Source organism: Pedobacter nutrimenti (assembly GCF_003208655.1).
Classification (GTDB): domain Bacteria; phylum Bacteroidota; class Bacteroidia; order Sphingobacteriales; family Sphingobacteriaceae; genus Pedobacter; species Pedobacter nutrimenti.
Map to the genome: position 1 here is coordinate 1 of NZ_QKLU01000002.1, position 15,249 is coordinate 15,249.

Below are 15,249 nucleotides of genomic sequence, written 5' to 3' on the forward strand. Positions count from 1 at the left end.
TGTCAACACAGATAACCGTGTTTCCTGTTTCCGCCAAACATGTTCCGGTAACCAAACCTACATATCCAGTTCCTATTACAGCAATTTTCATTAGTTTCTTATTTTAATTTTAATGGTTATGAAGAGTACTTCAGCTCATTAGCTTGATTCTGTTTTGACGAGCTTATTTCAAAAGTTGTTTAATCTTCCTTGAAAAGATTTCAATGTCAAAGTAAGTCCTTCAGTTATTGTTAAAGGAAGAGATTTATTAATCGCTTCTTTAACCTTATGATTACAAACCACATAGTTTTCTGTTAGCTTATCTAAACGTTCTGTATTTATCGGAAGAGGCAAAAAGTCACCTGCTCTTGCGAGCAATCTAATTAACATTTTAGGCACCTTCCAAAGCCTTAAATCCTTACCTAATCCACTGCAAAACAGCGAAATAATTTCATTTGTAGATAAAGATCCATCATCAGCAACTAGATAAACACCTGAAGGTATATTGTTTTGCAAAATAAATTCCTTCAGAATGAAGCAAAGGTTCTCAACACTTAGAAAAGATCTTTGATTTTTAAAGGCAGCAAATGGATAAGGAATTCCTTTTCTAACAAATTCATACAGCAGATTCAAATTTCCTTTATTTCCTGGACCATGTATCATACAAGGTCTCAGGATATAAAATGACTTACCTTCTGGTAAAATTTGACTCTGAATATATTGCTCAGCCATCAATTTTGATTTTCCATAGTCCGTTTCTGGAAAAGACACCGAGTTCTCTGTTAAGGGGCCTTCAACCTTATCCGCTGCTGCTTTAACAGAGCTTAGGAAAAAAAAATTTGTAGCCTCCGATTTCAGAAAAAGATCATAAATTTTCTTTGTCAATTCAAAATTCACTTCATAATATTCCTGTGTATTGGACACGTTCCTAAAGTCATGTGCCTTCCCTGCCAAATGAATGACAGACGATGAGCCATCTAATGAATTAAAAGATAGTTGCTCTCTTAAATCGAGTTTCTTATAATTCAAACTATAATCATCTAGGTATTTAAGAAGGTTTTTCCCAACAAACCCGGAACTACCAGTTATAAAAATATTATTTTCCCGAGACATCCCTAATTAATTTATCCCATTTTTCACTTAATTGAATAACATCATGTTTAGCCCGTACTCCTTTATAGGCATTCGTTCGTTTTTCCAATAGCAAATCCTTTTGATTAAGAATTGTTTTTACCGTTGTATAAAAGCACTCAACAATCTCTGTAATTGATCGTTTTTTTGCTACATTGTCCAAATAATCACCATCGTTCAACTCTAATGATGAAGAGTAAATAGAGTTATTAACAACATAGCCCGCATTTATCGACTTCACAAGTACTGCCAAATCTGACCATTCAGGACATATTGCAAGTATAGCCATCCCGCCAGCCATCATCCCATAGGTTTTACTGGGCAGACAAACGCTTGCCCCACCAGGGCTTAAAGAAACCAAACCAATGTGAAAATTTCGAATATCTTTACGCCATTCATAGCTCGGTACAGCAGAAATAACTTTAATAGGATATCCTTTGAGCGCATTTTTCACGAATTGGGCCTGGGCACCACTTACATAGAAATTAAATTCTACTAAATCAGCTATATCTGATGTATAAATGTACTTAATAGACTCTACAATTGATATCGCGTCATGCAAATGTCCCAACTGTCCACCATAGTGTATAATCAATTTGCTGGAGGGGGGATTATGAACGAAACTCTCAGTATACAAAGCAAGATCTGTAGAAATGTCAATAGTTTCAGAACTCTTTGACCTACCCCACCTCTTCTCTGCATGAAACTTTAAGAAATCTCCAAGATAAACCGTTGCGTCACATTTGGCTTGACTTCTTCGCATAATATTTCCAATACCTTTGGATAAAAACGACGAACGACGAAATGCACCAGCTATTTCCAGGGCGTCAGGAAAAAGGTCATAAAGTAAGTGTATTACTTTTACCTTTCTTAAATGTAAAATATAAGACATTAACACTGGAGCAAAAAAAGTATTACTAGTAATCACAAAAATACTCTTCTTATCGCAAATACAAGCTTTAAAAAGCAGTAACCCTGGATAAAAAACATACATTTGAAGACGTAACCATATTTTCTTTAGTCCCGATGCTTTTGTCCATTTACGATAGTTTACCTCCGTAATCAAAAAAACGGGTTCTACCTCATAGTCAGCTTCTTTCAATGTTTTTGCCAAAAAGAAAAAGTAATCTATACCGACATTACTAGCGATATAAACTTTTAATTTCTTTTTGTCCATGACTCATAAATTTCTTCGAAGGTAGTCTTTAAAGATTTAGTAATACCCCATTGAGGATAGTGTTCCCTCATTTTACGAAGATCGCTATAATAACAAATATGATCGCCAATCCTATTGGTCTCTTCATATATATATTTCATTTCTTTACCACTAATGGCAGAAATCGTATCAAAGGCTTCCAATATGGAACAAGTATTTTCCTTTCCACCGCCAAGATTATATACTTCGGCAATTCTAGGCGCCTTAATAAATTCCTCTATGAATCTTGCCACATCGTAGGAATGTATATTATCACGGACTTGTTTTCCTTTATATCCAAAAACAGTATACTCTTTCTCTTCCAGATTACATTTGACTAAATAACTCAAAAAACCATGCAATTCAACACCTGTATGATTTGGCCCAGTTAAACACCCTCCCCTAAGGCATACAGTTGGCATATTAAAGTAACGACCATATTCCTGAACTGAAATATCAGCAGAAACCTTTGAAGCACCAAATAATGAATGTTTCGTTTGATCAATCCTAAAGCTTTCGGGTATACCATTTGCAAAATCAGGATCCGAATAGTCATACCGCTTTTCGAGTTCAACTATCTTGATCTCATTTGGGGCATCGCCATAAACTTTATTCGTCGACATATGTACAAAAGGAACATTTAAACTATATCTCCTAGTTGCTTCTAACATATTAAATGTACCTACGGCATTTGTATCAAAATCATCAAAAGGAATTGCCGCAGCACGATCATGACTAGGTTGAGCAGCGGTATGGACGATTGCATCCGGTTTAACATTTGCGATTAATTCAATCACTCCATCCCGGTTTCTAATATCGAGTTCATGGTGGTAAAAATTGTTTATTAAATCTCCTAACCTCTTTTGATTCCATCTTGTATCGCCATTTGGCCCAAAGAAAATAGCTCTTTGATTATTGTCTACACCATGTATCTCCCATCCTAGATTTGCAAAATGAATACAAACCTCAGACCCAATTAATCCCGAGGAGCCAGTAACCAATATTTTTTTTTTCATAGTTATTTATAAATTAATTCTTTATATAATTTTAGTGTTTCTTCTGCCGTCTTATCCCAAGTAAAACTTCTTGCAATTATAATACCCCTTTTAACAAGTGTATCTTTCAAATTATCATCTTTTAGCTCCATAATCGCGGTTTTAATATTCGATACAGTAGCACTATTGATTAATAAGGCCGCATTTCCTGTGATCTCTCGAATACAGGAGTTATCACAAGCAATCACGGGACAGCCACAGGACATCGCCTCAATTAGCGGTAAACCAAATCCCTCATAAGATGAAGGATATACAAGACAATACGCTTGGCTATATAGCCCGCTAAGTTCTTTATATTCCAGATTTGTCTTTATTGAGAATCGATTGGGTAAATGCAAGTTCAACAAATTTAGATGAGTTTTTGATACTTTTCCACCTCCAGCGATAATCAAATCAAAATCTTCAATTTTTGCTACTGCCGAAACAACTTTTTCGAAATTCTTATATTGTTGCCTCCCACCAACATACAATACATACTTTCGCTCGAACTTTAAACTTGTCTCTTTATTATCGATAAAATCGTCAGAGATACCATTGTAAATAACTTTAACTACCTTATCTTTAATTATTTTACCATAAAATCGTTCTAAATCTCTTTTGGTATTTTCTGATACACAAATTATTGCATTGGAATTTTGAATTGCAATTTTTTTAAAAAACAAATGTACCATCCTTTTTAAACCCCGTCTCATTATTTTCAACTCATAACCCAGATCATGAATTGTAATTATTTTAATAATGTTTCGCTGAAACGAATATCTATTATAGGTAGAGTGATAAATTGTATTATCAGGAAGTCTTTTAAATAATGGCATAAAGGGCAATAAAAATTTAGGAATCTTTATTTCCATTAATTTATTCACTCCCTCAATAGTAGATTTGTGTGTTAAATTATTAGTTGGCGTACGATTAATTATCAAATTAAGTTCAATATCATTTTCCTTTTTTAATCTTTCAATGAGTCTAGTAAACACAATACTTATTCCTCCAATTCTTTGTAAAACAAATATTGTATTATCAAAATATACATTAAGTTTTCGCATGGTCGATTTTACATAATTTCATAATACTATTTCAATAATTTGTAACCACATGACTGTTAAATCTAAAAATTGTTAAAATTTTACATTTTATCATGAGTCTCTTAAAAGATCTTAATTGTATAATTAAGATCTTCCCCATATGTTAAATATTTTCTAAAGCCATATAACAACATTCTTTTTTACTGAATCAACAAAGGTAACCTACACCTACCAAAATACACGGTTTCAAGATTATCAAAGCAAAAAATTGTTTTACAATTTTCTAAAATATAACAAATCTATAATACAACAAATCTAACCTATCCGAATCAAAATCGGATTAATCAGAAACAAAACAATATCGAAACCTGCAATTCAATTATTTCGTAACTATACTTTTAAATGGAACATACAGATCATAATAACTACCTGTAATAGTCACATAAAGTCTTGCAATTAAATATAAAACCATTATCAAAAATGATAAAAACCGCCAGGAATAAGATTTAATATTTTTAAGAACAAAGGGTATAATGATTATCATAACAATATCAAATGCAAAAGAGAGCCTTACCAATGCTATAGATATAGAAATTGTACTAAAATACAAAATTACTCCGGCCCAATATATATTGAGGTATCCTCTAAATTTATCGTCTGGATCTTCTAACTTCCCTAAAAGTAAAATTGACGCCCCAAAGACAAAAATTTTGTTAGCAAATCCTTTTATCATAATTGTAGACAGGGAAGAATCAGAGCCCATCGTATTTTCACTATCGCTCATATAAAATTGGAGTTTTTGTTGTACTACACCACCAATTACTCCCCCCAAATTTTCCATAATAGTGCTAATTGCAACAGAAATAAACATGCTTATTGCAATACAAGTGTATAAGGTTATGGGTTTCAGTTTTAGTTTATATACCCACCATGTAAATATAAATATAAATGAAGTTCGATGAAATAGCATCGCGAGGCCGACCAATGACAAGAATCTAAAAAACTTCTTTTCCTGAATAAACCTAATGGAATATAATAATATTACTGTTGCGATAGTTTGTCGTACAAAAAAAATGTTCCCAAAAAAAACACTCCAGAGTACAAGTAATGAAGTAATCGGATAGGGACTAAGCCTTAAAATCGCTTTGCTTTGAAAACTAAAAATGATTGTAGCTAGAACAAACAACAGAATGCTATAGTTATCAAAATATATTTTTATGCCCTCATTAATTCTAGCAAAGCCCCATTCAAACTCGCTTTCCATAAACCATTCTCCACTTTCGTTGAAAAACCGGAGATAAGAGTCCCAGTCCGTTCCAGTTTCCCATCTCAGGAAAGAAAGTGCGTAAAGAAAAAAAGAAGCAAGTCCAAACAGAATCAACCTATCAGACTTCTTAATTAAAAAAACCTCCATAAACGAGAATAGAGTTAATAATCCAAAAATTAAGAAATAAACTTCCATATTAATTATTCAGATACCCTATTCTACTTAACTCACTTAATAGTTGTAAACTTATAAGCTCGGGTGTAAGCTTATTCTTAAGTGTTTTGAAGTCTATTCTTTTATTTTCATTATCTTTAATCCTAGCACTCAACTCATCAATCATTTCCTCTAAACTATTGGCAAGAAATCCAAAATCTCCAATCTTTCGAAAAATATATTCAAAATAATCATTTCTAAGTGCCAAAATAGGCTTTTCATAAAAAAGAGCGTCTAAAATAGCGCCACTAGCAGTAATTTTGTAACTATCACCAGAGTAAAAAAACAGAATTAAATCCAGTTTATCTATACGTTCTTTAAAGTCTCTTCTCGTGAGACTTTCATTCTGAGAGCTTACATCAACATCTAACTCCTTTAGTGCAGAAATACCACACGTAACATGGCCAGTAATAGAAATCTTAATTTTATCTTTTATTGAACTATCTATTTTTGAAACAAATGAAACAAAAGTATCTAACCCTTTTATCTTACTAAGTGTTCCAACCGTTCCTATGTGGAAGGTGCCATCAGTGCTAGTCTTACAATTCAATTTAGAATCAAAAATATAAGGATGATCAATACAAATAAATCTTTCAATTACATTTGAAGAAAGGACCTTAGAAAGATTTTCTTTGACAACGTCACCAATTACACAGAAGTGTATACCTTCTGAAATCTTAAAATTTTGATTTAAAAAAAAATTCCAACACAATCGAGATAAAGTCCGATGTAAAATTCCATTTTTTCCAAAATCTTCAACGAGTACCTCCATTTCACCATGACAAAAAATCAATATTCTTCTTTTCAAGAATTTATTAATAAAATTAATCGCCTTCAATGAGAACAAATTATTAAATGGGTAAATCAACACTGCTTCTTTCGATGACAAGAGTAAAAAGAGTATGTTTTGAAAAGCACTAAATAAATATCTCAACATCAAAGAAAATCGACTTCTCCCTTTAACAACATAAAGCGAGCGAAAGGCGAAGTTAGTCGGGATTGGGTCACTTATTAAGTTCTCAAAAGCTTGGAGGACACTCCGGCTCATTCTACAGTCTATTTTATCAAAAATCATAGAACACATTAAAATCAACGAAGAATTAAACATTTCGTGCGAAGTCCCATAGGAAAAAGTATCTATATAAGAGACTTTAGAAAATAATGTTCTCTTTGTCATAATCCTTACTTAAAAGATGAATTTGTGATTCATAACGACTAAATGGTTTAAACACACGAATTAATAGTAGATATCTCTCAAACCCCAGTAATCGATAAATCAACCGCATCAATCTGTTAAATAACATTAGTTTAGATTCGAACCCTTGTAATGTAAATTTTGTTGTCCTTTCAATATTAATAGGAGTCTCTTTTGTCATGCCTAATTTTTGAAGACTTGAATAAAAAGATCTTTCCTCCGAAGAAAAGGGGGTATGGACAACCTGACCTTTGTTTTTTAAGGCGCGATATAGTCTACGGTGAATTTTTTTTATCGTAACACCATTATCAAATACTCCATATTTATACTTTTCTTTTATAAATTCATCGAAAATAAAACTATTTTCTTGTATTGCTCTCGCATAAAAATTTGTTAAAAGTTCAACATCTTCATATTTTTTTAAAGAAGCTATATTATTTTGAATCACATTTCCCTTTTTTAGTTCATTGTAGTTATAACCAGAATAGTGAACGAAAAGTACAGGTAAGACAACTTTTTCAGTATCTGTTTCCCTGTTGCGAGAGGTCACGAATAGCTTCTCATTCTTCAAAAATATCTTCCGCTCAAAAAAGTTCCAAGGAGCTATGTTCATTCCTAGGTGCCGAGTGACCAATAATTCATCGCTATTAAAAAAACACGGCAAGAAATCCATCCATTTCTGATCAGTAAAATACGTTTCATAAGAATCAATATAACACTTATCGAATAATCTTTCACTCCACCAAGTCAACATCCTTTTTGCAATCTCACTTCTCTTAATTGCGCAAAAACCCAGATTAAATACGCCATTTCCCATCAAATCTCTTTCGGGAGTCTCCCCAAGATGTATATCCTGAATAATCGAAAAGTGAGGTGTAATCACAATAGATTGTTCATCTAACATTTTAAAAATAACATCGAAAGAATTATAGACGTATATATCAGGATCCAAATAAATTATTTTTTCATATTCAGTACGTTTAAGGAGATGCATAAAACAAGTGGGCTTAATTGACGTACAAAATTCAGTAAGGTCATATTTAAAGCTCATATCTATCCATTTATCGTCTGGTATTTCTAGAATGCTTCTTGCAAATATGAGATTGTCAGGCAAATTAGTCGCGTTAGTCATATCGTCAAATTCATCTACAACAAAAACAAAAAAATCAGTTTCAGGATTATTATCTTTAAATGACTTCTCAAGTATTCGGGCTAACCCTATATAATTCTTTGCTACAATTGTAAAAGCACAATTTTTCATAATTCTTTTTTTAAGATTCTTTTTAGTCAAAAATAGATACTACTTCTTATTTTATCCTATAATCTTCTAGATCAAAAAACAGCATATAACTTTATCTATTAAATCAGAAACAAATGCAAATGAAACGTTATTTAAATCTGAAATAGAAGCTATCCTTTAGACAAAGGAATAAACAAATTTTCATTCATTATTACGACTTGAAGACCATCTCACACTTTTTGATCATATAAAGGGTTTGGTTAAAATTTAAGGTTTCACTAACTGTAGTTGGTTAGGATTCTCCATCTTTTTGGATAAACATCTTTTGTTTCCACATTATTAATAAAAAATTTTGGAACAATCACTATATTATTTTCATTAACATTAAGCCAGGCCGCCCACCAACTAAAAGAGCTATTTGAATTTATATTATACTTGCAATTACTTATTAGATACATATCTTTCCAACTATCTTTTCCTTTATTACAATCAATAATAGACATATTATCCATCATCAAATTATCTTTCACCCAAGGAATATCATTAGAAAAAATGTAAAAATGAGGATCCTCAACACAAGAACTAATTTCTGATATCGCCTTCTTAAAATAATCCTTTGTACATACAGCTCCAAAAACATTAAAGTTAGTTTCATTCATATAATCGCCTCTTCTAACATGTATTGAGACACTATTAGTTTCCTTAATTTTAGTAAATGCTTCAATATTTGATATATCATCACTGTACTCAAAACAAAAAGCCTTAAGTATCTCTTCTCTGTTTGATTTAAAATACTTCTCAGAATGCCATCCCCCGTAATAGAATCGAAGCCCTTTAGAAGGTGTCATCAAATTTTCATCATAATCATAATTAGGGGACTCTTTAATTAGTTTAATATTAAAAAAATTAAAAAACTTTAAAACGGGCCTAGAAAAATGCGGGAATCTCTCTATACTTAGAATTCGAAACACCAACCATAGTAAACGATTTACAAACATATTTCCAGAAGGAATACCAAAGACTCTTTCGAGTTCAAACCCATTATGCTGGGAGGAAGATCTTCGATCATAAATAAATCTCGTTTTTTTGTTTATACTCTTCTTTTTTAAAAAAAAAGCATATTGAGACATCTGATTCCCCAAGCCATTACATATTATCACAATATCCATTTCTATAAATTAACTCATCTCATTTTTATAAACTTAGCAGGATTTCCTCCCCATACTTGATTATCAGGAATATTCTTCGTAACGACCGAACCAGCAGCGACAATCACATTCGAACCAACAGTGACACCTTTTAGAATAATAGAGTTCATGCCTATAAAAACATTATCTTTTATTACAACAGGAGAACTTTTCATATTCTTTGAATCATTCGCGGAATGCCAATCTTCGGAATCCAAAGAATGAAAATCAGTGTCAACAATCGTAGCTCCACCGCCAACTAAGATATTATTCCCAAAAACAATAGACTTTGTTGAAACTATTGTCACATTACTAATTCCAATTTTGTCCCCAATAATCAAGGATGCACCTTCACCAACTACTATTTTACATCTATTATTTTTTCCTAAAACTGCACTCTTTGCATCATTTATCATTACAAACATCCTCCCTATACTAAATTTACCCTTAGGACTAATCTCCAAATTAGGTATTCCTAATGAATCAAAAGAAGAATAATCCACATCATTCAAGTAGAATAACAACCTACAATAAAGTTTACTATAACGTTGATAAAGTCTTACTTTAAAATATCTGTACAGTTTATACAATGAGACTAACATATTAATATCTTAAACTGGTTCAATCTATTTATTCCAAATGCCACTTGCTGTACCTGCAACAATTTTCTTATATTGTATATAGGAACAAACGACCAAAGGCATTAATACTATTGTTGAGGCATTAATTACACCACTAACACCCATAAATTTACATAACAGATATGCTAACGGTAGATAAACGATTATCGATACAATTGCGTGAATAGTTTGTATATAGACTTTTCCTGTCCCATTAATTACATAGTTATATGTTGAGAGTAAATTAAAAACAATTGCATAAGCGGCCATGGAAAGGGTCAAGGAAAGGGGTATTTTTATCGATTTTCCTATCCAAAAACGGTAAAAAAAACTGCCTATTACAATTAATAAGGCAGTAATTAAAAGCGAAAAAAGCCAAAGTATTTCAATTTTTTTTACCGTCCTTTTAATCCATACTAAATCACCTTTGGCGTACGCATTTGTAAACGCAGACCACAGTGGAGTGACAATAATAGTAAACACCATAATAACAATATTAAAATATTTGTAAGCAATATTATAAGTTGTTACTTCTTTTGGACCATATAACTGAATTATAATAAAATTAGCTGATGAAAATATTAGTAAACAGCTCAGCTGTATAACAAAAAATTTTATCCCTAAACCCAAAAGTCCCTTCACATATTCAATTTTTATGTAGTTGAAACTAGGAGATATCTTTTTATAACGCTTCCTAAATAAAATAACTCCAGCCACAAGAAATATAAGGGGTGGTGCTGCACTGAAGGCTATAGCTACATACTCTAACGACCCGTTTGTGGTTTTCGTGAGAGTAAAAATAATGCCAATCGAAAGAATATTACTCAAAACACTCAAAAAAGAATCAATAGCAGGTCGCTGATCAGCAGAAAGAATAATGCCTAATAATTTAAAAACAAAACGAAGGCAGAAGAATGCCAAAACCCAGATAACTATTTCACCAATATACTTCCCCATTTCGGAATCCACATTTAAAATGGAAGACCAGTTAAGAAAAGGATTGATACAAATAAAAAAGATAAAAAACATCAATGAAATCAATGAAAGAAAGGCAAATGATGTACTCACATAGCTTTTAGCTAAGTCGTATTCTTGCTTAGCTAATGCCTCAGATAGTTTATTTCGAAGCCCATGACCAATTCCTATATCAAAAAAATCTACCCATATAAGAATCGAGCTGAGGGTTAGCCAAAGCCCATATTCTATCGGATTCAAATAATTAATCGTCATTGGCACTAACAGGAATGATATGACAACACTCATTCCTTTCAACACGAATAAAGCTAAAATATTCAATTTTAACAAAATAGTTCGTTCGTGTCCTGTAGTAAAAAAGGCCTTTACTTTAGATAATGCGTTCATTAAATGATTATAAATTATAATACAATTATTTCTTGAGTTGAATTTTAAAATTTGTCTTTCTCAAATTTTATTTTGTAGTTAAAGCTCTATATAGATTTTAAATCAAAGAAATGAGCAACACCTTCCTAATTGATAAGGCTAATACTACAACAAAGACAAAAAGTATTCCTCCTAGTACTAATGCTTTTATCTTACCTATCTTTTCTACTTCCAACGGAAATACGGGGTTATCTACAACTTGGATTAAAGGGGTTTCTTTTAATAAGGACATTTTTGCCATTTCTAAATTTTTGACTAATTCTGTTAACATAGCCTTATTTGTTTCAGCATTAAACTGAGATCTTTGCATCGGAGCAATTCTCTGTACCTGCTTTGTAGGGTTTAAATTTACTGTTGCATCTACCACTGCAGCGGATGTATATATTGAACGATTCATACTTAATCTTACCGAGTCTGTTTTCTGTTGCAGTATTGAAATGTTATTAAGAGATTTTTTTGTTTTCGTCTGAATATAAAAATCATTTACATTTTTGACAATTTGATCATTAAATGCCTTCGCAAAAATTTCATCTTTAGACCTTACATCTACTTTAATTATACTCAGTTTTTTATCTAACTTACTTACACTTAAATAATTTTTATTTATGTCATCAACTATTAAAGTTATTATACTGTCTTTTAAGCGTCTGACATTTATTAAATCTGCATTTGAGTCATTACCAAAGTAAATTTTAGCCAAGCTTTTCTTTTTTCTCCACGATTCTCGCAGATGATTTATTTTAATATACCGGTCAATTAATAATTCATTATTACCATCATAATTAACGCCACTTAGCAAAGTCTTTTTAATCATTTTACGTGATTTATAAAGGACTAATATATTATCACCTTGAAAAATCCCCCCACCTCCTGCCATACCACCTAAGTCGATTCCAACCATGGAGGCAAGTCCAGCATACTGCCCCATTCCCCTACCACTATCTTCATTTTCCAGAACAAAAGTTGTAGAGGCAATAAAGACTGGTTTTTTATAATATGCATAAATAAATCCCACTATTGCACCCACAATACCAACAATTAAAATAAAAAGCCATTTCGTTAAAATGTATTTATACCAGTCTCGTATTTTAACGATTAATTCTCTGAGAGAAGTTTGCTCATCATAATTATCTAGGGAGGAATTCTGGCTATTTACAGTCATGAATTAATATATTATTTTAATAAACTCACCACAATTGCAGCTAAAGATGCCAAAGCTGTTCCAATACCAATCCAGCTTTGGGCAGTCAATCGTTCTCTTTGAGCACGTTTAGGCACTAATATCTCCGCACCGGGCTTCACTTTGGGGAAGTTATTAAAGAACAAGAATTTTTTCGCCGCTTCAACAGATCCATTTGCATATTTAATATACGCTCCACCACGCAATGCATTACTTGTAAAGCCCCCAGCTCCATTTATATATTGTTTAAATCCTTTATTCCCTGAATAAACAATACTATTTGGGTTTAAAACTTCTCCAGTAACTTTAACCGTTTGCAATTGCCTTGGAACACGAATCACATCTCCATCTTCTACAATCAGATCCATTTTAGATAAGGGTTTGTTCAAAATCCGCTGTAAGTCAATACCAACCAAATCAGATTGAATCAATTTTTGTTCAACATCTGCTTTCACCGTATCTTTTACACCTGCTTCCTGCGCTCTTTTTAAACCCAAAAACTTCTTGTCATCTTCTTCTTTATTGTTGATCGCGTTTTTATCGGCTGGATTAACTTTCTCTGCTCCGGGCCTTTTTAACGAAGCACCTTCCACATAGGCAGTAGGAGTTAACCCCCCTGCCCTTTTTATTAAGTCGGAAATCCGTTCATTTTTATTTGTAATCGTATAAATACCCGGGTATAATACCTCACCTTCCACTTTAACCTGTTTTTGTACCTGATAGCCTTCTGAACTCCTTACCGAAATTACATCAAAAGGTTTCAATACAAAGTTGTCACCTAATACTTTCAAATGCTCATCTACATTCACTGTAAAAACATCAGCAGTTTTCGCTGATGCCGACATGGCATCACTGTTTTTAATCCTTCTGGAAATCTCAATCCGGTTCGGTGTAGCACCTTCTTTAAAACCTCCCGCCATCTGAATCACGTCCTCCAAGCTCATGTTATCTGCATAATTAAAGGTACCAGGAGTTCTCACCTCACCCTGGATACTTACTTTATATTCGTCCTTTAAATCAAATAATGACGAAATGGTAATCTTATCTTCCCTTTGCAGTTTAATGTCATTATCTGTACCTGCTATAACCTTAGCCACATCAAAAGAAATCAGTGAAGGCGTATTATCGGCATTTAACCTATTAATATAGCCCCTATTTAAAAAGGCATCCTCAGTCAAACCATCTGCCTTATTGATCAGCCCCTTTAAGGTTAAACCTTTATCCAATTCATATTGTCCCGGACGAAAAACGGCACCAGAAATTTCTACCCTGTTTTCAAAACGGTCTAAAATACCTTCCACTACATATTTATCACCATTTTTCGGATAATAAGTATTGAACTCAGCAGCTGAAATATCTGTCAAACGACGTTCCTTATCTGTATTCTGAAACACCTTGATCTTTGCAGTATACGCTTGTGTATTAAAACCACCGGCAAAATCTAAAACATTCTGAAGCGTTTCACCTTTAAGTACTTCATATAAGGCGCCCGGTCTTTTGGTTTCTCCTACTACCTCTACACGGGTTTTATAAACGGGTATATTGATCACATCCTGGTCCTGCAAACGGACATTTCCCTTCTGGATACCACCGATAATAAAATCATAAACGTCTATAGAGCTGACCACTTTATTACCCCGGATGACCTGTATATTACGGAATGAACCATTTTCATTGGGCCCACCCGAAGAAGACAAGGCATTAAATACCGTAGCCAGAGAAGGCAATGTATAAGTACCAGGTTTTACAACTTCACCCGTTAATACAACTTTGATACTGCGAATATTTCCAAGGTTAATGGTTAGGTTAGAGCGGCCGGAACGCAAAGCCGGATAAGTTTTTGACATCGCAGACCTGATTTTTGAGCTGGCCTGTTCAATGGATAAGCCTGCTACAGAAACCAGACCAACATATTGCAACCTAATCGTTCCATCCGGACTCACTTTCAACCTGTAGCTGGCCTCATTATCACCCGTCAGGTCTACCAGCAGTTCATCATCCGGACCAATCACGTAGCTTTTAGGTGTAGCCATTCTTAAATTTGGTTCAAAAGTTATGTTGTTGTTTTTGAACAATTCAGAGCCAAAAATTTTAGGTTTTAAGCTCTCCAGCAAGTCCGGAGTTGGAATATTATTCTTATTAAAACTTCCTTTTCTGGAGCTGCTGTCTGCGTATTGACGGCTATCATCCTCCATAACTTTAGGCACAGTTTTGTCCCCGCCTGCATCACCCTGTTTACGAATTTTTGCTACCCTTACCCTCAGTTTTCCGATCTCCTCCTGCTTCATGCCCTGTGCGGCAGCCATTTGTTCCAGCTGGGCATCATTGTAACCAACAGACTCTGCCCTTTGGATCATTTGTCTGATCTGTGCATCTGATAGTTCGTCTACCTTCACATTCGCATAATTTGTTGTATTCTGTGCCCAGGAATTCACATTGAAACACAAAATGTTGAATATAATGATCAGTAGTGTAGTAAATTTTCTTTTCATAGGTTTCCGATTAAATCGGGGTATTCATATCAATATGTAATCACTTGCCATTACCCTTCAGTATCATGGCTT

General features: G+C 33.2%; 13 protein-coding genes. All 13 read right to left on the bottom strand.

The window, feature by feature from the left end:
• Positions 1 to 91, bottom strand: a 91-nt coding sequence (locus tag B0O44_RS04670; RefSeq protein ID WP_146229772.1) for a hypothetical protein, incomplete at its 3' end; no start/stop codon positions are given.
• 77 nt (positions 92 to 168) lie between these two features.
• Positions 169 to 1,092: an NAD-dependent epimerase/dehydratase family protein gene (locus tag B0O44_RS04675; protein WP_110827610.1), complete on the bottom strand. Its 924-nt coding sequence runs from the start codon at positions 1,090 to 1,092 to the stop codon at positions 169 to 171.
• Positions 1,076 to 2,287, bottom strand: coding sequence for a glycosyltransferase family protein (locus B0O44_RS04680; RefSeq protein WP_110827612.1), 1,212 nt, complete (start codon positions 2,285 to 2,287; stop codon positions 1,076 to 1,078). The genes B0O44_RS04675 and B0O44_RS04680 overlap by 17 nt, the downstream gene beginning before the upstream one ends.
• Positions 2,269 to 3,321, bottom strand: coding sequence for an NAD-dependent epimerase/dehydratase family protein (locus B0O44_RS04685; RefSeq protein WP_110827614.1), 1,053 nt, complete (start codon positions 3,319 to 3,321; stop codon positions 2,269 to 2,271). Before B0O44_RS04685 ends, B0O44_RS04680 begins: the two co-directional genes overlap by 19 nt.
• 2 nt (positions 3,322 to 3,323) lie before the next feature.
• Positions 3,324 to 4,403: a glycosyltransferase family 4 protein gene (locus B0O44_RS04690; protein WP_110827616.1), complete on the bottom strand. Its 1,080-nt coding sequence runs from the start codon at positions 4,401 to 4,403 to the stop codon at positions 3,324 to 3,326.
• 358 nt (positions 4,404 to 4,761) lie between these two features.
• Positions 4,762 to 5,796: an EpsG family protein gene (locus B0O44_RS04695; protein WP_170123277.1), complete on the bottom strand. Its 1,035-nt coding sequence runs from the start codon at positions 5,794 to 5,796 to the stop codon at positions 4,762 to 4,764.
• Positions 5,797 to 5,845: 49 nt separating this feature from the next.
• Complete coding sequence (locus B0O44_RS04700; protein WP_146229773.1) at positions 5,846 to 6,670, bottom strand: glycosyltransferase; 825 nt, start codon at positions 6,668 to 6,670, stop codon at positions 5,846 to 5,848.
• Positions 6,671 to 7,013: 343 nt separating this feature from the next.
• The gene (locus tag B0O44_RS04705; RefSeq protein WP_110827624.1) at positions 7,014 to 8,318 is read right to left on the bottom strand and encodes a hypothetical protein; all 1,305 of its coding nucleotides are present in this window, start codon (positions 8,316 to 8,318) and stop codon (positions 7,014 to 7,016) included.
• A gap of 257 nt (positions 8,319 to 8,575) precedes the next feature.
• On the bottom strand, positions 8,576 to 9,466 hold the full coding sequence (locus B0O44_RS04710) for an alpha-1,2-fucosyltransferase (protein WP_110827626.1): 891 nt from the start codon (positions 9,464 to 9,466) through the stop codon (positions 8,576 to 8,578).
• A 14-nt stretch (positions 9,467 to 9,480) separates the two neighbouring features.
• Positions 9,481 to 9,987 (bottom strand): acyltransferase, encoded by a 507-nt coding sequence (locus B0O44_RS25345; RefSeq protein WP_317047131.1) that lies wholly within the window; start codon positions 9,985 to 9,987, stop codon positions 9,481 to 9,483.
• A 123-nt stretch (positions 9,988 to 10,110) separates the two neighbouring features.
• A complete protein-coding gene (locus tag B0O44_RS04720; RefSeq protein ID WP_110827630.1) occupies positions 10,111 to 11,466 on the bottom strand; it encodes a lipopolysaccharide biosynthesis protein in 1,356 nt (451 codons plus the stop codon).
• A gap of 97 nt (positions 11,467 to 11,563) precedes the next feature.
• Positions 11,564 to 12,667, bottom strand: a complete 1,104-nt coding sequence (locus B0O44_RS04725; RefSeq protein WP_110827632.1) for a GumC domain-containing protein — start codon at positions 12,665 to 12,667, stop codon at positions 11,564 to 11,566.
• An 11-nt stretch (positions 12,668 to 12,678) separates the two neighbouring features.
• The gene (locus B0O44_RS04730) at positions 12,679 to 15,177 is read right to left on the bottom strand and encodes an SLBB domain-containing protein (RefSeq protein ID WP_110827634.1); all 2,499 of its coding nucleotides are present in this window, start codon (positions 15,175 to 15,177) and stop codon (positions 12,679 to 12,681) included.
• Between the last annotated feature and the right edge of the window lie 72 nt (positions 15,178 to 15,249).

What these genes read in the sequence shown, in the direction of transcription:
- B0O44_RS04710 (WP_110827626.1), bottom strand. Translation starts at nt 9,466, where the DNA reads ATGGATATTGTGATAATATGTAATGGCTTGGGGAATCAGATGTCTCAA.
- B0O44_RS04690 (WP_110827616.1), bottom strand. Translation starts at nt 4,403, where the DNA reads ATGCGAAAACTTAATGTATATTTTGATAATACAATATTTGTTTTACAA.
- B0O44_RS04685 (WP_110827614.1), bottom strand. Translation starts at nt 3,321, where the DNA reads ATGAAAAAAAAAATATTGGTTACTGGCTCCTCGGGATTAATTGGGTCT.
- B0O44_RS04675 (WP_110827610.1), bottom strand. Translation starts at nt 1,092, where the DNA reads ATGTCTCGGGAAAATAATATTTTTATAACTGGTAGTTCCGGGTTTGTT.
- B0O44_RS04720 (WP_110827630.1), bottom strand. Translation starts at nt 11,466, where the DNA reads ATGAACGCATTATCTAAAGTAAAGGCCTTTTTTACTACAGGACACGAA.
- B0O44_RS04725 (WP_110827632.1), bottom strand. Translation starts at nt 12,667, where the DNA reads ATGACTGTAAATAGCCAGAATTCCTCCCTAGATAATTATGATGAGCAA.
- B0O44_RS04695 (WP_170123277.1), bottom strand. Translation starts at nt 5,796, where the DNA reads ATGGAGGTTTTTTTAATTAAGAAGTCTGATAGGTTGATTCTGTTTGGA.
- B0O44_RS04705 (WP_110827624.1), bottom strand. Translation starts at nt 8,318, where the DNA reads ATGAAAAATTGTGCTTTTACAATTGTAGCAAAGAATTATATAGGGTTA.
- B0O44_RS04680 (WP_110827612.1), bottom strand. Translation starts at nt 2,287, where the DNA reads ATGGACAAAAAGAAATTAAAAGTTTATATCGCTAGTAATGTCGGTATA.
- B0O44_RS04730 (WP_110827634.1), bottom strand. Translation starts at nt 15,177, where the DNA reads ATGAAAAGAAAATTTACTACACTACTGATCATTATATTCAACATTTTG.